We start from the raw sequence: 19251 nt of genomic DNA on the forward strand, positions 1-19251 counted from the left end.
GTCGTCCTTCATCACGCGGTGCCGCCGGGGCGGCGGGGAGGGATACGTCGGGTCCGGCTGCGGCGGGCGGCGGCCCGCAGCGCGGCGCGGGCCAGTTCCGGTCGGTCGGCCGCGCCGTCGAGGTGGGCGGCGAGGGCCCGGACTGTGGGGTGGCGGAACAGGTCGAGCATCGCGATCGACCGGCCGGTGGCGGCGGTCAGCCGGGCGTGCACGGCGGCCAGGGCGAGGGAGTGCCCGCCGATGTCGAAGAAGTTGTCGGTGAACCCGACCCGGTCACGTTCCAGGACCTCCCGCCAGATGCCGGCGACCAGTTCCTCGGTGTCGGTGAGCGCGTCCGGGCCGGCGGGCAGCGCCACCGTCCGCGCGGGCTCGGCCGTCGCGGCGACGGTCATCGCACCGAGCTGGGCGGTGCGCACGGTCGGCCGGGGCAGCTCGGCGGCGACCTCGCCGGCCGGCGCGTCGGAGGCGGCGGCCAGCGCGCCGACCAGGGCGGCCAGGTCGGCCAGCAGCGCGTCGATCCGGTCGGCGTCGAACAGGTCCGGGTTGTGCACCACCTCGACCCCGAGCCGGCCGGCCCGCTCCGCCACGTAGACGGTGAGGTCGAACGGGGAGCCGGGCTTGGGCACCGGCGCGGGCTCGCCGGCCAGCCCGGTCAGCGCCAGCCGGGGCTGGGCGAAGTTGAGCACGTTGAACAGCACCTGCACCAGCGGCGCCCGGCAGGTGTCCCGGCCGACGCCGAGCGCCTCGACGATCTTCTCCAGCGGAGCACCGGGGTGGGCGGTGGCGTCGTGCAGCTCGGCCGCGCAGCGGTCGACCAGCTCGGCGAAGCTCGCCCCGCCGGTGCGTACCCGCACCGGCACGGTGTCGATGAAGAACCCGACGACGTCGTCGAACGCGGCCAGCCGCCGGTCGGCGACGATCGCGCCGACGACGTGGTCGTCGCCGCCGGTGAGCCGGCTCAGCAGCTCGCCGAAGCCGGCCAGCAGCACCGCCGCGACGCCCGTGCCGCGGCGCTCGGCCAGCGCCCGCACCGCCCGGTCCGCCTCGGCGGACAGGGTGACCGCGGCCTCCACGCCGGTGTACGTCTGCACGGCGGGGCGGGGCCGGTCGCGGGGCAGGTCCAGCACGGTCGGCACGCCGCGCAGGTGCCCGGCCCACCAGGCCAGGTCCTCGGCGCCGCGCCGGCGGTCCCGCTCGGCCCGCCAGACGGCGTAGTCGGCGTACCGGGCGGCCACGGCGGGCAGGGCGGGGGCCGCGCCGGCCACGGCCAGCGCGTACGCGGCGGCGAGGTCGTCGTAGAACACCGCCTCGGACCAGCCGTCGAACACGGCGTGGTGCCAGGTGATCGCGAGCACGTGGGTGGCCGGGCCGAGCCGGTACACGGCGACCTGCCAGGGCGGCCCGGTGGCCAGGTCGAACGCGTGCGCCGCGCCGGCGGCGAGCATCCCGGCCAGCTCCGCCTCCGGGTCCGCGCCGCCGGTCAGGTCGAGCACCGGCACCGCCACGTCGGTGGGTTCCTCGCACACCGCGTACGGCACCCCGGCGGTCTGCGGGATGCGCCAGCGCAGCACGTCGTGCCGCTCGGCCACGGCGCGCAGGGCCGCGCCGAGGGCGGGGACGTCCAGCTCGCCGTGCAGCCGGTGGGCCACCGCGATGTTGTAGGGCGCACTGGACGGGGCGAGCTGGTCGACGAACCACAGCCGGCGCTGCGGCGGGGACAGGGTGGGCGGGTTGCCGGTGGTCAGCCCGTCGCCGGGGTCCGGGGCGGCGGCGGTGATCCGTTCGACGAGGCCGGTCAGGGTGCGGCCGGCGAACACGTCCCGGGTGTCGACGTGCCGGCCCAGCTCGGCCCGGAGCGCGGCGACCAGCCGCATCGCGGCGATGGAGTTCCCGCCGGCGGCGAGGAAGTCGGTGTCCGGGCCGGGGGCGGCGCCGAGCAGCCGGGCCCAGGCCCGGGCCACGGCCCGGGTGACCGGGTCGGCGTCGGCCGGCCCGCCGTCGGCCACGGGCGCGGGGCGGGCGGCGGCGGCCAGGGCGCGCAGCGCCACGCGGTCCAGCTTCCCGCTGATCGGGCTGACCGGCAGCGCGGCCAGGCGCACCGTCCGGGCCGGGCACATCGCGGCGGTCAGCCGGGGCTCGGCGTACGCGCGCACCGCCGCGTCGTCGGGGGCGTCGGCGGGGGTGAGGAACGCGACCAGCTCGGCGCCGGCCGGCCCGTCGACGGCCTCGACGGCGACCCGGTCGACGCCGGGCAGCCCGGCGAGGACGGCCTCGACCTCGCCCAGCTCGATACGCTGCCCACGGATCTTGACCTGCCGGTCGGCCCGGCCGTGGTAGACGATCCGCCCGTCGGGGGCCTGGGTGACCAGGTCGCCGGTGCGGTACAGCCGCTCCCCGGGCAGCCCGGAGAACGGGTCGGGCACGAACCGCTCGGCGGTCAGGCCGGGCCGGTCGAGGTAGCCGTCGGCCAGGCCGGGGCCGCCGATCAGCAGCTCACCGGTCTCCCCCGGCGGCACCGGGCGCAGCTCGGCGTCGACCACGTACGCCCGGTGGTTGGGCACCGGCAGGCCGATCGGCACCGGGTCCGTCTCGGCGGCGGTCAGCTCGCCGCTGACCGCCACCACCGTGATCTCGGTGGGGCCGTAGCTGTTGATGAAGCGCCGGCCGGGCGCCCAGCGGGCGGCCAGCTCGGCGGGCACGGCCTCGCCGCCGCAGAGCACGGTGCGCCAGCCGGGCAGCTCGGCCGGGTCCAGCATGGACAGCACGGTCGGGGTGATGAAGCCCCAGTTCACCTCGTGCTCGGCGACGAACCGGGTCAGCCTGGCCGGGTCGGAGCGGTCGTCGGCGCCGAGGAGCTGCACGGCACCGCCGAGCAGCAGCGGGACGAACAGGTCGATGACGGCCGCGTCGAAGCCGAGCGAGGCGACGCCGAGGCTGCGCACCGAGGCGTCCGCGCCGGACAGGGCCGCGCAGCCGGTGGCGAACTCGACGACGTTGCGGTGGCTGACCAGCACTCCCTTGGGGCGGCCGGTGGAGCCGGAGGTGAACAGCACGTACGCCGGGTCGCCGGGGCGGGCCGGGCAGGGGGTGAGCGGGGCGGGGCCGGGCAGCCCGAGCGTCTCCATGCCGGGCGCGTCGCCGAACTCGGCCTCGGCGGCGTCGCCGACGACGATCCGCACGCGAGCGTCGGCGGCGATCTCGCGCAGCCGCCGGCGCGGGCCGCCCGGCTCCAGCGGCACGTAGCAGCAGCCGGCGAGCAGCACGCCGAGGACGGTGACCACGAGGTCAGGCCGCCGCTCACCGCACACCCCGACCCGGCTCTGCCGGCCGATGCCGCGCTCGCGCAGGGCGGCGGCCACGCCGGCGGCCCGGTCGACCAGTTCCCGGTAGGTGAGCCGCTCGTCCCACTGGCGCACCGCCACCGCATCCGGGGTCCGCGCGGCCTGGGCGGCGATCAGCTCGGCCAGCGTGGCGTCTGGCCAGGGCAGCGGCTCCCCGTGCGCGGCGCTGATGGACAGGATGTCGGTCACCCGTGTGCTCCCCGGTAGGTGGCTGGATCGGTGATCTGCAGGCGCAGCTCGCTGACGTAGCCGTGCCCGCCCGCGTCGGTGACCCAGGCGTCGGCGGGGGCGGGCAGCAGCTCGCTGACCGTGAGCGAGACGTCCGGCCCGGTCCGGGCGGCGGCGTCGGCCATCGCGCACAGCGACTGGGCGTACAGCGGGCCGGTCAGGTCGAAGTAACAGGGCTTGACCTCGGTGCCCACCTTGACGAACACCCGTTCGGGCAGGCCCAGGCGCTCCCGCCAGCGGCGCACCGCCAGGTACCGCCCGGTGTCGCCGGTGACCCCGGCCAGGCCGCTGTCGGCGACGGTGGTGCGCCAGGTGCGCCGGGCCACGACCAGCCGGTCGATGGTGATCCGGGGGGTGGTGGGGGCCGGGGCGAGCAGCTTGAAGCTGTCCAGCAGCAGGACGCCGAGCAGGTGGGCGAAGACCTCCACCAGCGGCCACCGGCCGCCGTCGGGGGTGACCGCGCTCAGCCCGTCCCCGGTGTCCTCCACCCGCACGGCGCTGGCCGCGACCAGCCGTTCACGGTCCCCGCCACGGGCGGTGTCGATGCCGAACTGCCGGTCGTCGGGCCCGTCGAAGTGCCAGGTGGTGCGGGTGGCCTGCCGTGGGAACCCCTCCGGGTAGAGCAGCCGGACGCGGGCCGCACCCAGGTCGGCGTCGATGCCGGCGCGCAGCGTCGCCGGGTCGGGGTGGAACGGGCTGAGCACCGCGCTGTCGAACGGCACCATCGCCGGGTGCAGCTCACCGAGGACGAGCAGGAACTCGCCCCGGTTCAGCGCCGCCACGTCGGTGGCGCTGATCTGCAGGTCGGGGCTGTGTGACCGGGCGTTGGGCCAGCCGGGGGCGGTGGCCGGGAAGATCGCCTCGGCCCGGGCGGCCAGGTCGGCGCTGCGCAGCAGCAGCTCCGGCTGCCCGGCGGCAACGGTGTCGAGCCCGAACAGCTCGGCCCACCGGGCGGTGAAGCTGGCGCTGGCCGACGCGACCGGGCCGTCGGGGGCGAGGATCAGCCCTTGGGCGAGCGGCCAGATGTCGGCCAGCCGGACCGGCCCCTCGGTGGCCTGCTCGGCGTGCAGCTCGGCCAGGATCCGCTCGCAGGCGGCGCCGATCTCGGCGGTGAGCCAGCGGGCGGCCCGCAGCACGATCGCCAGCGGCGCGGCGAGCGCGTCGAGCACGTCGGAGCCGACGGCGAAGTCCAGGTCCCGCCCGGTGTCCTCGTAGACCACCGTGCGGCCGGTGTACATCTGCCCGCTGTGCCGGCTGGCTGGCCGGCCGGTGACGGCGGTGAACTCGGCGTTCAAGGCGGCCAGGGCGGCGGCGAGCCGGTCGGGGTCACCGGCCGCGGCGGCCACCTCGTCGCGGGTGGCGCGGAGCCGGTCGAAGTCGCCGGCGACCCCGGCCCGCACTGCGGGGTCGCCGATCGCGGCGATCCGCGCGGCGAGCACCTGCTCGGCGCGGGGGCTGTTCGGCAGTCCGGCGTCCCAGGTGAGCAGGCCGCGCTCGACCAGCCGGTCGAGCAGCAGGAGCCCGTCGTCGGCGCGGCGCAGCCCGGCGTCGCCGTCGGCGCACAGCCGTTGCACCAGCTCCCCGGCGGGGGTGTGGCCGTCGCAGCCGGCCAGCAGCAGGGCCTCCAGCGCGGACAGCTCGACCGACGGGTGCAGCGCCCGACGCAACTGGCGACCGTCGAGGGCCAGGTGGGGTGGCAGCACCGGCGCCCACCACCGGCGCACCGCGAGGTCGTCGGCGAGCCGGTCGGCGTACGCCATCAGCGCCCACGCCTCGAAGTGCACCTCGCGCCGGTCGACCAGGCGGGGCCCCGGGGTCAGCCGGGTCCCGGCGGTGTCGGGGTCGATGACGCCCCAGCAGACCGGCCCGAAGAAGCCGATGGTCTCGGCCTTGCCGCAGTAGCGCTGCCAGTACCGCAGCACCGCGATCTCCCGCCTGCGGCGGCGGGCGTTGCGCACCCCCGGGTCGGTGCGCAGCAACCCGTCCAGGGCCACCAGCATGTCGGGGTTCTGCCAGGTGACGGCCTCCCGAAGCAGCGGGTCGGCGCAGATCTCGTCGAGCGTGGCGGAGGACCGCGCGAAGGCCTCGACGAGCGCCTTCTCGTAGACCTCTTCGGTGAACTGGCCGGCGAGCAGCCCGTCGGCGGTGGCCGCGGCCTCCGGCGCGGCGAACCGGTCGAGCCCGGCGGCGGGGAAGCCGGCGGCGCGCAGCACCACGTCCCGCCACACCGACCAGCCGGTGTCACCCAGTGGCAGCAGATGGTTCATCGACCGGACCGCCCCTCGTCGTCGACGATGTGCAGCCGCAGTTCGCTGAAGTAGCGCCGGCCGGCGGCGTCGGGCACCCAGGCGTCGTCCGGGGTCGGCAGCATCTCGCTGACGGTCAGCGAAACCCCGTCCCCGCCGTCCTTGCGGGCCGCCCGGACCATGGCGCAGAGCGTGGCGGCGTACGCCGGGCTGCCCAGGTCGACGTAGCAGGGCTTGACCTCGGTGCCGAGCTTGACGTACACCAGCTCAGGCAGGCCGAGGTCGCGCCGCCAGCGGCGGACGGCGAGGAACCGGTCCCGCTCGCTGGTGACGTCGGCCAAGCCGCACTCCCCCACGGTGGTGCGCCACGTCTGCCGGGCCACCACCAGCCCGTCCAGGGTGATCCGCGGCGTGTACGGGGCGGCGGCGACCAGCTTGAACCCGTCGACCGCGTGGGTGCTCAGCAGCCCGGCGAAGACCTCGGTGAGCGGCCAGGAGGCCCCGTCCCGGGCGGTGGCCACGAGCCGGCCGTCGTGGTCGCCCACGGTGAGGTCGACGGTGGGCATCACCCGGTCCGGGTCGGCGCCCGGCGCGGCCACGAACCCGAGCTGCCGGTCGGTGGGGCCGGCCAGCGCCTCGGCGGTGCGGCTGCTGGTGCGGGGCCAGTCGACCGGCAGCAGCGGCCGGATCCGCCGCTGGCCCAGGTCGGCGGCGAGCGCCGCGCGCAGCCGCTCCACGTCCGGGTGGGACGGGGTGAACACCTGGCAGTCGAACGACGGCCAGGCGGCGTGCAGCTCGCCGAGCACCACGGTGTAGTCGCCACAGGCCAGCGCGTCGGCGTCGGTGGCGCAGATCTGGAGGTCGGGGCTGTGCAGCCGGCCGCTGGTCCAGTCGCCGGGACGGGCCGGGAACACCTCGGCGACCCGGTCGGCCAGGTCGGTGGTGGACAGCCGCACCTCCGTGCTGCCCGCGGGCAGGTCGGCCAGGCGGAACAGCCCGGCCCAGCGGGCGGCGAACTCGACGGCGACGGCGTCGACGGGCCGCTCCCCGGTGCCCCAGAACATCCCCTGCGTCAGGAACCACAGGTCGGCCAGCGACACCGGGCCGCCGCCGGCCTCGGCGCGCAGCTCGTCGTACAGCTCGCGGAACATCGCCCCGTACGCCTGCTCCAGCTCGTCGGCCAGCCAGCGGGCGGCCCGCAGCAGCACGGCGAGCGGGGCGGCCAGGTCGGCCAGCAGCGGCGCGCCGAAGACGACGTCGAGGTCGCGGGCGGTGTCCTCGTAGCAGAGGGTGCGCCCGGCGTACATGTGGCCGGCTCGGCGGCGGGCCGGCTGGCCGGTCAGCTCGGTGAACGTCTCGTCGAGCCGGTCGAGGGCGGCGCGCAGCCGGTCGGGGTCGCCCGCCGCGGCGGCCACCTCGTCGCGGGCGCCCCGCAGCCGGTCCAGCCCCTCCCGGGCGGCCCGCCGGACCGGCTCGTCGCCGATGCCGTCGATCCGCGCCAGCAGCCGGTCCTCGGCCTGCGGGCTGACGGGCAGGCCGGCGTCCCAGGTGATCAGCTCCCGCTCGACCAGCCGGTCGAGCAGGGCGTACCCGTCCTCGGCGCGGCGCAGCCCGACGGCCGGGTCGACGACCAGGTCCCGGGCGGGGCGGTACCCGTCTGCGGCGGCGAGCAGGGCCGCCTCCACGGGGCTGAGGGTGACCGGGGGACGGCCGGGCCGCAGCACCGACCGGTCGCGCAGGCTCACGTGCGGCTGGAGCATCGGCGGCCACCACCGGCGCACCGCGAGGTCGGCGCCGATCCGGTCGGCGTACGTGGTCAGCGCCCACGACTCGAACCACACCCAGCGTCGCCGGGTCAGGGCCGGGCCGGGGCGCACCCGGGCGGTCCCGGTCAGCTCCGGGTCGAGGGTGACCCAGCAGCTCGGGCCGAAGAAGCCGACGGTCTCGTTCTTGCCGCAGTAGCGCTGCCAGTACTTCAGCAGGGCCCGCTCGCGGTCCCGGCGGCGCACGTTGCGGGCGGCGTCGGCACCGCCCCGGGTCAGCCCGTCGAGGGCGAGCAGGGCGGTGCGGTTCTGCCAGGTGACGGCCTCCCGCAGCAGCGGGTCGGCGGCCAGCTCGCTGAGCCGGCCGGCGGCGGCGGCGAGCGCCTCGGCGAGTTCCTTGTCGAACCGCTCCTCGCCCGCCCCGGTGGCGAGCAGCTCGTCGGCCGCGGCGGCGGCCCGCGGAGCGCTGAACTCGGTGAGCCCGTCGGCGGGGAAGCCGGTGGTGCGCAGCATCGCGTCGCGCCACACCGACCAGCCCGTGTCGCCCAGGGGCACCCGGTGCCCGGCCGCGTCCGTCGTGGCCGCCGCGCCGGCCGCCTGCGACGCGCCCTTCGGATCAGCCGGGCCGTCCGGGGCCGGCGCGGTCCCGTTCGCGCCGGCGACCCGGACGGCGGTCGTGAGGTCGGCACCGATAGTCGCGGCCAACTCGGGGAGGCGGTCGTGCAGGAAGAAGTGCCCGCCGTCGATCTCGTGCAGGGTGAACCCGGCGGCGGTGTGCCGCTCCCAGGCGACGCTCTGCGCGTGGCTCACCGCCCGGTCGGACCGCCCGCCGAACGCCACGACCGGCACCGGCAGCGGCTCGCCCGGGACGTACCGGTAGCTGTCCACCCGGCCGAAGTCCGCGCGCAGCAGCGGCAGCAGCAGCTCCACCAGCTCGGGGTGCTCCAGCACGCCGGCCGGCAGTCCGCCGCCGTCGCCAAGCCGGCGCAGCAGTTCGTCGTCGTCCACCCGGGACAGCCCGTCGAAGAGGCTGGCGTCGTCGACGTGCGGGGCCCGGGCACCGCCCACGTACAGCCGCAGCGGCAGCGGCCCGCCGGTGCGGCGCAGCTCGCGGACCACCTCGAAGCCGACCCGCCCGCCCATCGAGTGGCCGTAGATCGCGTACGGCCGGTCGGCCCGCCCGGCGATCGCGGCGGCGACGTCGGCGACGGTGAAGTTCGGGTCCTCGCTGATTCGGTTCTCCCGGCCGGGAAGTTGCACCGGCAGCACCTCGACGTCGGCGCCGAACTCCCGCTGCCAGTCGCGGAACGCGCTCGCGCCGGCACCGGCGTAGGGCAGGCAGAACAATCGCACCGGCGCCTGGGGTCGGCTTCCGGCGGAGACGAACCAGTTCACCGCAGGCCTTTCTGAGGGGGGTCGATCCAGTGCCGCTGGCGCTGGAACGGGTAGGTGGGCAGCCCGGTGCGCCGGACGCGGCCCTCGGGGTGCAGGTCCGCGAGGTCGACGTCCCGCCCGGCCACCCAGTCAGCGGCGAGGTCGCGCAGCTCGCCAGGCGGGCCGGCGACCCGACCGCCGGCGGCGAGCTGGGCACCCGCCGTGGACGGGGCGTCGGCGGCAGGCCGGGCGTCGGCGGCGAGCAGGGCGTCCAGGCCGGCCAGGGCGTCGGCGGGGTCGCCCGCCACGACCGCCGCCCGGCAGGCGAAGGCCCGGCGGCCAAGCGCGAGGGTGGCGGCCACCTCGGCCAGCGCCGGGGCCGCGCCGGCCAGGTGCCGCCGCAGCCGGGTCAGCGCCGACCGCAGCGCCGCCGGGGTACGCGCCGACACCGGCAGCAGGTGCTCCGCCGCGTCCGGGGCGTCGGCCGGCTCGACCGGCGGCGGCTGCTCGACGACCACGTGGGCGTTGGTGCCGCCGAGCCCGAACGAGCTGACCCCGGCCACCCGGCGGGCCGCCTGCGGCCAGTCCCGGGCCTTCGTCGGCACGTGGAACGGGCCGCCCGCGAGGTCGATCTCCGGGTGCGGCCGGGTGAAGTGCAGGTTCGGCGGGATGACGCCGTGCTGGACGGCGAGCACCGTCTTGATCAGCCCGGCGATGCCGGCGGCGGCGTCGAGGTGACCGATGTTGGTCTTCACCGAGCCCAGCGCGCAGGACTCGGCGGGGGCGGCTCCCCCGTACACCTCGTGCAGGGCGGCGACCTCCAGGGCGTCGCCGAGCGGGGTGCCGCTGCCGTGCGCCTCGATGAACCGGACCTCGCCGGGGGCGACCTCGGCGGCGGCGAGCGCGCCGGCCACGGCGGCGGCCTGCCCGGTGGGGCCGGGCACCGCGAAGCCGGCCCGGTCGGCGCCGTCGTTGGTGACCGCCCAGCCGGGCAGCACCGCGTAGACGCGGTCCCCGTCGGCCTGGGCGTCGGCGAGCCGGCGCAGCGCGACCACCCCGACCCCGGAGCCGAAGCCGGAGCCGTTGGCGGCCTCGTCGAAGGCCCGACACCGGCCGTCCGGGGAGGCCATCCCGCCGGCGGTGTGCCGGTACCGGGGCCAGGTCACGTTGACCCCGCCGGCCAGGGCGATGTCGCACTGGTAGTCGGCGAGGCTCTGGGCGGCGACGCAGACCGCGACCAGCGAGCTGGAGCAGGCGCTCTGCACGGCCATCGCCGGCCCGGTCAGCCCGAGCCGGTACGCGACCTGGCCGGGCAGGTGGTCGGTGGACTGCCGGCCGATCAGCCGGGCCTCCCAGTCGTCGGGGTCGACGTCGCCGACGACGGCCGGGTTGTCCATGAGGTGGAACAGGAAGTACCGGTTGGCGGAGGTGGCCGAGTACACGCCGACCAGGCCGGGGAACCGCGACGGGTCGTGCCCGGCGTCCTCCAGGGCCTCCCACGCGGTCTCCAGGAACAGCCGGTGCTGCGGGTCGGTGCGGGCGGCCTCCTGCGCGCCGAAGGCGAAGAAGTCGGCGTCGAAGTCGGCCACGGCGTCGAGCCGGCCGGTGGCCCGGACGTGCCGGGGGTCGGCGAGCAGCCGTGGGCCGATGCCCAGGGCGGCCAGTTCCTCGTCGGTGTGGTCGTGGATCGCGTCGACCCCGGCACAGAGGTTCCACCAGAAGGTGGCCAGGTCCTCCGCGCCGGGGAAGCGGCCAGCCATCCCCACCACCGCGATCTCGTCGCCGGTGTACTCGCGGGCGGCGGCGGCCGGCGCGACCGGGGCCGGCCCGACCGGGGCGCGACCGGGCACGGGCGGGGCATCGACGAGGCGGGCCTGCGCCTCGACCGTGGGATTCTCGAACAGCCGCAGCAGGGGCGGGCGCACCCCGAACCGCTCGGCGAGGCGCTGCTGGACCACGCCGAGCAGCAGCGACTGGCCGCCGACGTCGAAGAAGCTGGCGGTGCGGGCGACCGCCGGGCGGCCCAGCACCGCGCACCAGATGTCGTGCACGGCCCGCTCGGTGGCGGTGGCCGGCTCCTCCCCCGCCGGGACGTCCCGGGCCGGGTCGGGCAGCGCCCGCTCGTCGACCTTGCCGGTGACGGTGAGCGGGAACTCGTCGACCACCACGACGGCCCGGGGAAGCGCGTACTCCGGCAGCCGCCGGGCGAGGGCGACGCGCAGGGCCGCCGGGTCGAGGGGCCCGCCGGCCGGTCGGGCGTACGCGAGCAGCTCGCCGTCGCGGGCGATGGCGCGGACCGCGCCGACGCCGCTCTGGGCGGCGAGGACGGCCTCGATCTCGGTCAGCTCGACCCGGAACCCGCGAACCTTGACCTGCCGGTCGAGCCGGCCGAGGCAGACCAGCCCGCCGTCGGGCAGCCGCGCGCCGAGGTCCCCGGTCCGGTACGACCAGATCCCGTCGGCGTCCCGGCTGAACCGGTCGTCGGCCCGGTCGAGGTAGCCGGGGGCGACGTGCCGGCCCCGCACCACGATCTCGCCGGTGCCCTGGTTCTCGTCGCTGCCCGGGATCTCGCGGCTGCCCGGGATCTCGCCGCTGTCCGGGGCGAGGTCCACCTCGTAGCCGGGGAGCGCGGTGCCGATCGGCAGCGGGCCGGTGGCGGCGGGGTCGGCGTCGGCCAGCGGCAGCGCGTACCGGGCGGCGAACGTCATCTCGGTCGCGCCGTAGCCGTTGACCAGGACGCAGCAGGGGGCGAACCGGTCCCGGCCCCGGGCGGCGTCGGCGAAGGTGGCCTGTTCCCCGCCGAGCAGCACGGCCCGTACGGCGTCCAGCCGCCGGTCGCCGAGGGCATCGAGCAGGAACCGGTAGACGGTCGGGGTGGAGTGGTAGACGGTGACCCGGTGCCGGACGAGCTGGTCGACGGCGTGGGCGAGGCCGTGCCGGCGCAGGTCGACCGGGACGACGGCGGCACCGGTGAGCAGCGCCGGGTACAGGTCGGGGATGGCCGCGTCGAAGCTGAACGAGGCGAGCAGGCTGAGCCGGTCGTCCGGGCCGATGCCCAGGGCGGCGATCTGGTTGTCGACGACGTGGGCGAGGTTGCGGTGGGTCTGCCCGACCGCCTTGGGCAACCCGGTCGAGCCGGAGGTGAACAGCACGTACGCCAGCGCGCCCGGGTCGACGGGGGTCGGGCGCAGCGGCGCGGGGGTCGCCGCGTCGGCGGTCAGCACGGCGGTGCCGGGGCGGTCGGCGGCGAGCCGGGCGGCCAGCTCCCGGTGCTCCGGGGCGGCCAGCACGGTGCGCACGTCGGCGGCGGCGAGCATGTGCCGCAGCCGGTCGGCGGGGAAGCCCGGGTCCAGCGGCACGTACGCGCAGCCGGCGGCGAGCGTGCCGAGGATGGCGACGACGGTCGGCGTGCCGTGCGGGGTGAGCAGGGCGACCCGCTCGCCGGGGCGGACGCCGGCGGCGGCGAGGAGCGCGGCGTGGCCTCCGGCGGCGGCGGCGAGGTCGGCGTAGCTGACCGCGGGACCCTCGCCGAGCAGGGCCGGGCGGGCCGGGGCCTCGGCCGCGACGCGGGCAAATCGATCGATGATGGCGTGTTTTTCCATGTCAGCGCACGCGGGTCGCGACACCGTCGACGGGCGCGCGGCATCCGGTCACTGTGATCACGATCCCCCCCCAGGACTACACAATGGATGCAGCATATGGGCCGACAACTGGCCGGCAAGATCATCGATTGGAGTCGGACCGAAGAGCCGACGACGCCCGCCCGGGACGGCCGGAGAGATTCACCCGATCAGTCCTCTAGCGCGTAGAGGATCTTGGACTTAAGGGCGTACCCGCCAGTAATCTTGCGGCCAAAGCCCCTGCTGGCCGGGGGTTTTCCCATGCGGCGTGCCCTGAGTCACAGATCAGGAGGGCAGGCCGAGAGGGGCGACCGCCGCCGTACGGCGATCGCCGCCTCAGGCAGAACAGTCCATAGTGGCGCAATCCGGACGAGACCCTTGCCGGTAGGGTGTCGGCCGACAGTTGCAACACCGCCGCCGGCGGCGTGATCGAACTCAAGCAGATCAGCCACGTCACGATCATCGGGGTCGACGGCGGAACCGGGGTCCCCCGGCCCGCCGGGTGGCGGCGACCGACCCGGGCTCGACGCCGTGACCTCCGACCGCCGCTGATCACCCGGAACCGGGGCGGGGGCCGTCGGCCGCGCGGGGATCAGAACGGCCGCGTACGGGACGCCACCCACATCGCGCGGGTCATCTCGTACTCGACCTCACCAAGGTCGGCTCCCGGCAACGGGTCGTCCCAGGTCGGGAAGTACGTGCGCGCGTACCGCATGCCGACGGCCTCCATCACACCCCGGGAGCCGGCGTTCACGGCCATGGTCTGCGCGATCACCCGGCCCTGCCCGACGGTGTCGAAGGCGTGCCGCAGCAGGGCGCGGGACGCCTCGCTGGCCAGGCCCTTCCGCCAGTGCCGCCGGACGAGGCGGTAGCCGAGTTCCGCGACGGTCGGGTCGTCGGGTTGGTCGGGGCCGTGCGCCGGCGGAAGCATCATGAGCCCGACGAACTCGCCCTGGTCCTCATGGGCCGGTGGCGTCGAGCCACGCACACCGCCGGCAGTGCCGAACGCCATCCAGTAGCCCAGGCCGTCCACCTTGTCGGCCATGGCCATCCTCCGCGCGTGGGACTCGGCCACCTCGGCGCTGGATCGCGCCCGGCCGGTGAGGTAGCGGAGCACCTCCGGATCGGAGTCGAGCTGGACTTCCGCCTCAAGGTGCCGGTCCGCGAGCGGAACCAGCAGGAGGCGGTCGGTGCGCAGGACGGGTTGGGCCACCCGGCAAGACTCACATGACGATGCCGGCGGTGCGATCGAATTACTGCTGAGCCGGGCTGGTCGGTCAGCCGACGGGACCGAGATTCTTCGCGAGGTCCACGAACCCCGCCCAGGCGGCCGGCGCGAAGGCCAGCGTCCCGCCGTCGCGGTCCTTCGTGTCACGGACGAGGACAACACCGGCAAGGTTGTCGGCAACCTCGACGCACGATCCGCCGTTGTTACCGCTCTTCGTGCTCTTGCGCCATTGCGCCTGGCTCATGTCCATGATGCCGCCGCTTCCCTGATGAGGTCCAGTGACTGCGCCCGGGAGAGGGCTTCGCCGCGAATGCGCTCCCATCGCCGGACCAGCGTAGCAACGCCCGAACCTTGGTTGATGATCTGCGCAGGTGCCTGGCTGTCGACATGCGCGACCTGTTCGCCATCGGGTAGTTCGGCCAGGATGATCGGGCCGCCGAGACCCGGGTACATGCCGGCGGTGGCCGGCACGATGTAGACCTGCACCGCGGGGCGTTGTGCACACTCGGCCAGGTATTCGCACTGCTCGCGCATGAGGCCTCGGTCGCCGTACGCCGATCGCCGCAGGACCGCCTCGTCGATGATCGCGATGAACAGGGGCGGGCAGTCCCGTTGCAGGATCGCTTGCCGACCCAAGCGCGCCTTGACCAGCTGGGCGACGGCCTCGGCGGACAACGACTCGCCGGCCAGCGTTGCCCGCGCGTACGCCTCGGTCTGGAGTAGGCCCGGCACCCACGCCAGTTCGTACCACCGCAGCGTGAGGGAGTCGCGCTCCCAATCAACCCACTCGCGCAGCCATGTCGGACCGCGACGCTTCAGAGCCTCCGGCCACAACTCGGCGACTTCCCGGCCGAGGATGGCGGCAACCTTCGCCCGATGCCGGGACTGCGGGATATGTCCGGGACTTGCCCACCGCCCTGCGGTCTTCGGGTCTACACCCACCTGAGCTGCGAGCGTTTCAGCGGTCAACCCGGCGGCCGTCATGGCCTCGACAACGGCATGGTTCATCCGGCTTCCCTCTCTGGATTGTCCCGTGCACTTCAACTCCATCCTGCTACGCGGTGTGATTGTCTCGCAACCCTCGGCGAGGGTGTTTTCAGGACGGCGTGGGTCGGCTGGCAGGTTCCCGGCTCGCGTTCGTCGAGGGGGCCGCCCGGTCCTTCCCGCACCACACCGAGCGGGCGGCTCCCTCTCTAATCTCGACGGACGAGGGAGAGCCATGTCGCACCGAGGAGGACGTCACCGGGCCTATCGCGGCCGGCACTGCGCGTGCCAGGTGTGCCGCGAGGACAGGGCCAGGAAGGAGAGGCGCGAGTCGAAAACCGAGCCCGAGCCGAAGACCGAGCCGAAACCCGCGCGGTACGACCCGCCGCTCGTCGGCCCGATGGTCCCGCCGCTGCGCGTACCGCGTAACGACATGGCGACGCGGGTCGGGTGGGGCATCGCCGTCGAGCCACACGGTCGGCTGGAGACGTGGCACGGGAACGGGGGCCGGTGGTGAGGCGGGCTCGCGGCCCGGTGGCGCTGGAGTTGCACTGCGCGGCGGGCCCCGCCTGGCTGTGCGAGGCCGACGGCGAGCCGTTCCCGTGCTCCGTATGGCGGAGCCTGCCGATGGACGACCACCTTCGCGGCGTACTGCTGGCGGTCTTCACGCTCTTCCTCCGCCCGGCGATCCGCGACCTGCGGGGCCAGCCCGACGGCCCGACCCCGCCGGAGATCGTGGAGCGGTTCCTGTGGTTCCTGCCGATCAGCGACGAGGAGGCGCGGGCGACCGCGCTGCGGTACCGCTGATGCCCGGCAGCCCGCACCTCCCGATCCGGCCCCTCTGGCTGTGCAGACGTTGCGGGGCTCCGTGGCCGTGCGGCCCGGCGCGGCTGTCGCTGCTGGCCGAGTACCAGGGCAACCGGACGGCCCTGCTGTTCTACCTGGCGATGCTCCAGGAGGAGGCGAGGGTCCACCTGACGGCGCTGCACCCGTCGGCCCCGCCGCGCGACCTGACCAACCGCTTCCTGTCCTGGGTCCGCGCGCCACGGTAGCCCGCCCCGGCCGCCCGCCCCGGCTGCCAGCCTGGAACCGTGGTGGTCAGGCTCGATGCTCGCCAAGAACCTTACTGAACATCGCAAGGTAGCTGTCATGAGCCAGGGACAGTTCTCCAAGCGCATCCTCGGTGAACCACGCGATGGCATCGTGTTCGTCCGGCGCGACGTTGACCGGAGACCCCGTCCACGCTTCGATCAGCCAGATCTGCATGTCGAACGTGTCGGCACGAACTTCATGCACGGGCGGACCCGACGGCGCCGCGATGTCGATGCCCAGCTCCTCTCGAAGCTCTCGAGCAAGTGCCGCGCCGGGCAGTTCCCCGGGCTCCACGTGCCCACCGGGCAGGTCCCAGACGTCGGGATACCAACGGCGGCGGGGAGATCGGTGACATAACAGTATCCGGTTGTCGTCCCGCAGCAACGCCGTGACGATGCGAGCCTTGGGAGAGCCTTCCGCGGAGATCGACACAGGCGCATTGTGCCACCCGCCGTAAGCCGACTCTGTCCCGTGCCGAACGGTGGCCGGCGTACTGATCGGTCTCAGTTTCTACCTGCTGGATGATCGTGGCGTGGAATATTTTGACCTGTCGCCGTACGACTACCTCGGCTTTCCGCTGCCGATGCGGGCCATCGGATGGCTGGGGCACCATCATGGGGTGCAGGGCACGGGCGCGGCGCCGATGACTGGTGCCGAGATGGAGCAACTCAGGGCCATCTCCCGGCGGCTCGGCAGCGTCACGCTCGGCTGGCACGACTGTGACTTCTGCGGGGCCTTTGAGGGTAACGGCGAGTATCGCTACTACCTGCCCGACGGGCAGATCTACGCCGCGCCGATGATGATCATGCATTACGTTGAAGAACACGGATACCGGCCACCTGGGGAACTGCGCGACGGCTTGCGGGCGGCCGGGCAACCGCAGTGGGACTGGCGCGCCGAGCGCTTGCGCGCAGTGCTGCTGGACCAGTCGGAGGACCCGGACTTTCGGTGCCAGGCCGCAGTCGACCTCGCGAACTGGAACGACCCGCGCGGGTTGGACGCGTTGTGGCACGCCGCACACGATGAGGAACTGGCCGACGTGGCGGGAGACGAGATCGGCCGCTCGTTGGCGGCGTTCGTGGCTCGTGGCCTCGCGAGCAATCTGCTCGCCGAGGACTTGCACGTCATGGTGCGGTACGGCATTGACGAAGCATCGGGCCGGTGACGTCCACGGGCATCCGCCGCTGCCGCTGACCGCTCGCCTCGGAACGCAGCCGCTGCCCACGGAGGGCGGGCGCGGCGCGGTCGTAGCCGATGAGCGCGTGGTGACGCCATCAGCCGCCGGCGAGAGACACCTGACGTTGTTCTTCAGTGCCCGCTGCATCCGGCCTGCCCTGGGGCGGTGAGGTCTCGACCATCTCGACGGTGGCGTCTGGGCGGACCCGCGCCGGCAGCCTGCCGAAGCGGGCGGAGCGACTCTGAGTGCTGTCGAGGTCAGCAATCTGCTTGTCCATATGACAATGCTTGCACGTCAGGGCCGCCACGGGGAGCTCCAGAACATCCGGATCTGCCGCCGACCGTGCGCTGCGGATCGCTGGTGACCATTACGCTCGGTACTTTGGTGCGGTCGAGCCGGCCCACACTTCGGTGCTCGCCCGTGACGGGTTGCGGACGTCCACCCGGTTACGACCGGTCTTCTCGGTTGGCCTGGTACTGGGACCGCCCACCGTGGCAAATACATGATCGATACGACGGGAGCACGGTCCATGTCACATGTACGACGCTTCGACCACGTCGGCATCACGATTGCAGATCTTGATGTCGTGACCGCCTTCTTCGTGGCGCTCGGCCTAGAGGTCGAGGGCAGGGCGTTCGTCGAGGGCGAGTTCTTGGAGACAGTCTGCGGCATTCCCGACTCCCGCACCGAGATCGTCATGCTGAAGTCGCCCGACGGTGGCGCCCGCCTGGAACTCGCAAGGTTCGTGCGGCCCGAGTCCGTGCCGGGCTCGCCGGCGGCCATGGCCAACGAGCTGGGATTACGCAACGTGTCCTTCGAGGTCAACGACTTGCAGGCCGCCGTCGATTGGGCAGCGAGCGAGGGATACGGCCTGATCGGTGGCGTCGGCGAGTACGAGGGTGCTTGGCGGATGGCCTACGTCCGAGGGCCGGAAGGGATCATCGTCTCGCTGGCCGAGCGCATCGGCTGAGCGCTACCCATGCGCGGCTCGACCGGCCCGCGGGGCGCTCTGGCACCGACCACCGGTCACCTCGCACTGGCGGGCCCGTCGAGATAGCTGACGTCCGTCGAGCCCGACGCGACATGGACCTGGTAGCCCCAATGCCGCAGAACCTGAACGATCTTCCCGGCACCGGCCGGGTTGGCGGAGTGGACGTAGACGACACCGATGTCGAGCCGGCGATCCTCGAACGCGGCCCGTTCCAGCATCTCCACGACCGGCCAGATCGTGTCGTCCCCGCCCAGGTCATGGTCCAGCCACAACTCGTCCAGCCGCCGGCCCCGGTACCGGTCGAGGAGCTGGACCCCAGCCGCACTGGTACGGGCCACTTCCGCCCTGCGGCCGTCCACGAAAGAACGAAGATCGTCAACCAGAATGACCCTGACCTCGCTGGCATCCACCCCGGGATGATGCCTGAAGTCGCCGTGCTCCGGCGCCCGGATTTGCCGCTACCTGTGGGCTACTGGGGCAGCGAGCGGCGGCAGCCCGGGCCCGGGCTCAGAGGCGGAAGCCCGTGCCGGTGAACGCATCCGTCATCGCGTGCATCTTCGCCGGGTCGGCCTACCCTCCGTTGGCCCCTATGGAGCTGCCCCGTTTGTGCTACCGATGGAGCGGGCGCGTAGACGGGGCAGCTCCATAGGGGCCGAAGAACAGGCCCCGACCGGGTGCGGGGCGAAATCGTCAGGCTGCCACCCGGCTGCCCGGTGTACGGGGCGGCGTAGCGTCGACCCCCCGGGGCATTCGCAGGGCGAAGAAGGCCTGGTCCGATCGTTCCCATGCGACCCGCTGGTCTGATCGCCCGATCGGCGTCCGCCGAAACACTCCCCCTGCTTCGGCTGCCACCGCCCGATCGGTAGTGCATGTGCCGACGCAGCCGCTCATGCCGCCGATGTGCGTAACGCTGCGTCACAGCCGGTCGGTCAAGGCGGGGGGCGACCTTGCCGATGGCCGAGCTACGAGTCCGGCCGAGGCTGCCGAGTGCCGAGCTGAGGCGAGTCGTCCGCAAGCCGGACACGCTTTCGCCACCGGTAGTGGCGCCACGCAGCGACCGTGACGGCTACGACAACGAGCAACGCGGTGGCACCCTTCCAGGCACGCTCGAACCACGATCTGTTGTAGCCGAACGCCGCCTCGCCGGTCATCATCAGCCATAGCCCCACCCACGCCCACTGCCAGCCCCGTGGCCGAGAGAATTTGT

14 protein-coding genes are annotated in these 19251 nt (G+C 74.3%); 4 read left to right on the forward strand and 10 right to left on the reverse strand.

The window, feature by feature from the left end:
- Window positions 1-11 precede the first annotated feature (11 nt).
- From GVV04_RS19995 to GVV04_RS20025, 7 genes are all read right to left on the reverse strand, one after another.
- Window positions 12-3530, reverse strand: a complete 3519-nt coding sequence (locus GVV04_RS19995) for a non-ribosomal peptide synthetase (RefSeq protein WP_161689613.1) — start codon at window positions 3528-3530, stop codon at window positions 12-14.
- Window positions 3527-5836: a lantibiotic dehydratase gene (locus GVV04_RS20000; RefSeq protein ID WP_161689614.1), complete on the reverse strand. Its 2310-nt coding sequence runs from the start codon at window positions 5834-5836 to the stop codon at window positions 3527-3529. The genes GVV04_RS19995 and GVV04_RS20000 overlap by 4 nt, the downstream gene beginning before the upstream one ends.
- Window positions 5833-8973 carry a thioesterase domain-containing protein gene (locus GVV04_RS20005; protein WP_161689615.1) on the reverse strand — a complete coding sequence of 1047 codons (3141 nt, stop codon included), beginning with the start codon at window positions 8971-8973 and terminating at the stop codon, window positions 5833-5835. The genes GVV04_RS20000 and GVV04_RS20005 overlap by 4 nt, the downstream gene beginning before the upstream one ends.
- Window positions 8970-12554, reverse strand: a complete 3585-nt coding sequence (locus GVV04_RS20010) for an amino acid adenylation domain-containing protein (RefSeq protein WP_161689616.1) — start codon at window positions 12552-12554, stop codon at window positions 8970-8972. The genes GVV04_RS20005 and GVV04_RS20010 overlap by 4 nt, the downstream gene beginning before the upstream one ends.
- Window positions 12555-13164: 610 nt before the next feature.
- Window positions 13165-13785, reverse strand: coding sequence for a GNAT family N-acetyltransferase (locus tag GVV04_RS20015; RefSeq protein WP_161689617.1), 621 nt, complete (start codon window positions 13783-13785; stop codon window positions 13165-13167).
- 64 nt (window positions 13786-13849) lie between these two features.
- Complete coding sequence (locus GVV04_RS20020) at window positions 13850-14044, reverse strand: DUF397 domain-containing protein (protein ID WP_161689931.1); 195 nt, start codon at window positions 14042-14044, stop codon at window positions 13850-13852.
- The gene (locus tag GVV04_RS20025) at window positions 14041-14808 is read right to left on the reverse strand and encodes a helix-turn-helix domain-containing protein (protein WP_161689618.1); all 768 of its coding nucleotides are present in this window, start codon (window positions 14806-14808) and stop codon (window positions 14041-14043) included. Before GVV04_RS20025 ends, GVV04_RS20020 begins: the two co-directional genes overlap by 4 nt.
- Before the next feature lie 465 nt (window positions 14809-15273).
- Between GVV04_RS20025 and GVV04_RS20030 the strand changes: the two genes are divergently transcribed.
- Both GVV04_RS20030 and GVV04_RS20035 read left to right on the forward strand, forming a co-directional pair.
- Window positions 15274-15591 carry a hypothetical protein gene (locus GVV04_RS20030; protein WP_328822476.1) on the forward strand — a complete coding sequence of 106 codons (318 nt, stop codon included), beginning with the start codon at window positions 15274-15276 and terminating at the stop codon, window positions 15589-15591.
- Window positions 15591-15836 carry a flavin reductase gene (locus tag GVV04_RS20035; RefSeq protein WP_161689619.1) on the forward strand — a complete coding sequence of 82 codons (246 nt, stop codon included), beginning with the start codon at window positions 15591-15593 and terminating at the stop codon, window positions 15834-15836. The genes GVV04_RS20030 and GVV04_RS20035 overlap by 1 nt, the downstream gene beginning before the upstream one ends.
- A gap of 46 nt (window positions 15837-15882) precedes the next feature.
- On the opposite strand, the gene GVV04_RS20040 is transcribed toward GVV04_RS20035, so the two are convergent.
- Window positions 15883-16308, reverse strand: a complete 426-nt coding sequence (locus GVV04_RS20040; protein WP_161689620.1) for an NUDIX domain-containing protein — start codon at window positions 16306-16308, stop codon at window positions 15883-15885.
- Between the two features lie 49 nt (window positions 16309-16357).
- Between GVV04_RS20040 and GVV04_RS20045 the strand changes: the two genes are divergently transcribed.
- Window positions 16358-17041 carry a DUF7919 family protein gene (locus GVV04_RS20045; RefSeq protein WP_161689621.1) on the forward strand — a complete coding sequence of 228 codons (684 nt, stop codon included), beginning with the start codon at window positions 16358-16360 and terminating at the stop codon, window positions 17039-17041.
- A gap of 109 nt (window positions 17042-17150) precedes the next feature.
- On the opposite strand, the gene GVV04_RS20050 is transcribed toward GVV04_RS20045, so the two are convergent.
- The gene (locus tag GVV04_RS20050; protein ID WP_161689622.1) at window positions 17151-17330 is read right to left on the reverse strand and encodes a hypothetical protein; all 180 of its coding nucleotides are present in this window, start codon (window positions 17328-17330) and stop codon (window positions 17151-17153) included.
- Between the two features lie 225 nt (window positions 17331-17555).
- On the opposite strand from GVV04_RS20050, the gene GVV04_RS20055 reads away from it, so the two are divergent.
- Complete coding sequence (locus GVV04_RS20055) at window positions 17556-18023, forward strand: VOC family protein (RefSeq protein WP_201753833.1); 468 nt, start codon at window positions 17556-17558, stop codon at window positions 18021-18023.
- 56 nt (window positions 18024-18079) lie between these two features.
- Here the strand turns inward: GVV04_RS20055 and GVV04_RS20060 are convergent, their stop codons facing one another.
- Window positions 18080-18454, reverse strand: a complete 375-nt coding sequence (locus GVV04_RS20060) for a cyclic-phosphate processing receiver domain-containing protein (protein ID WP_161689623.1) — start codon at window positions 18452-18454, stop codon at window positions 18080-18082.
- Window positions 18455-19251: the final 797 nt, after the last annotated feature.

This window comes from Micromonospora rubida (assembly GCF_009908295.1).
Lineage (GTDB): Bacteria > Actinomycetota > Actinomycetes > Mycobacteriales > Micromonosporaceae > Micromonospora > Micromonospora rubida.

Excerpts from the sequence above, each read along its gene's own strand:
- GVV04_RS20025 (WP_161689618.1), bottom strand. The coding sequence starts at position 14,808 with ATGAACCATGCCGTTGTCGAGGCCATGACGGCCGCCGGGTTGACCGCT.
- GVV04_RS20010 (WP_161689616.1), bottom strand. The coding sequence starts at position 12,554 with ATGGAAAAACACGCCATCATCGATCGATTTGCCCGCGTCGCGGCCGAG.
- GVV04_RS20035 (WP_161689619.1), top strand. The coding sequence starts at position 15,591 with ATGCCCGGCAGCCCGCACCTCCCGATCCGGCCCCTCTGGCTGTGCAGA.
- GVV04_RS20050 (WP_161689622.1), bottom strand. The coding sequence starts at position 17,330 with ATGGACAAGCAGATTGCTGACCTCGACAGCACTCAGAGTCGCTCCGCC.
- GVV04_RS20020 (WP_161689931.1), bottom strand. The coding sequence starts at position 14,044 with ATGAGCCAGGCGCAATGGCGCAAGAGCACGAAGAGCGGTAACAACGGC.
- GVV04_RS20000 (WP_161689614.1), bottom strand. The coding sequence starts at position 5,836 with ATGAACCATCTGCTGCCACTGGGTGACACCGGCTGGTCGGTGTGGCGG.
- GVV04_RS20055 (WP_201753833.1), top strand. The coding sequence starts at position 17,556 with ATGATCGATACGACGGGAGCACGGTCCATGTCACATGTACGACGCTTC.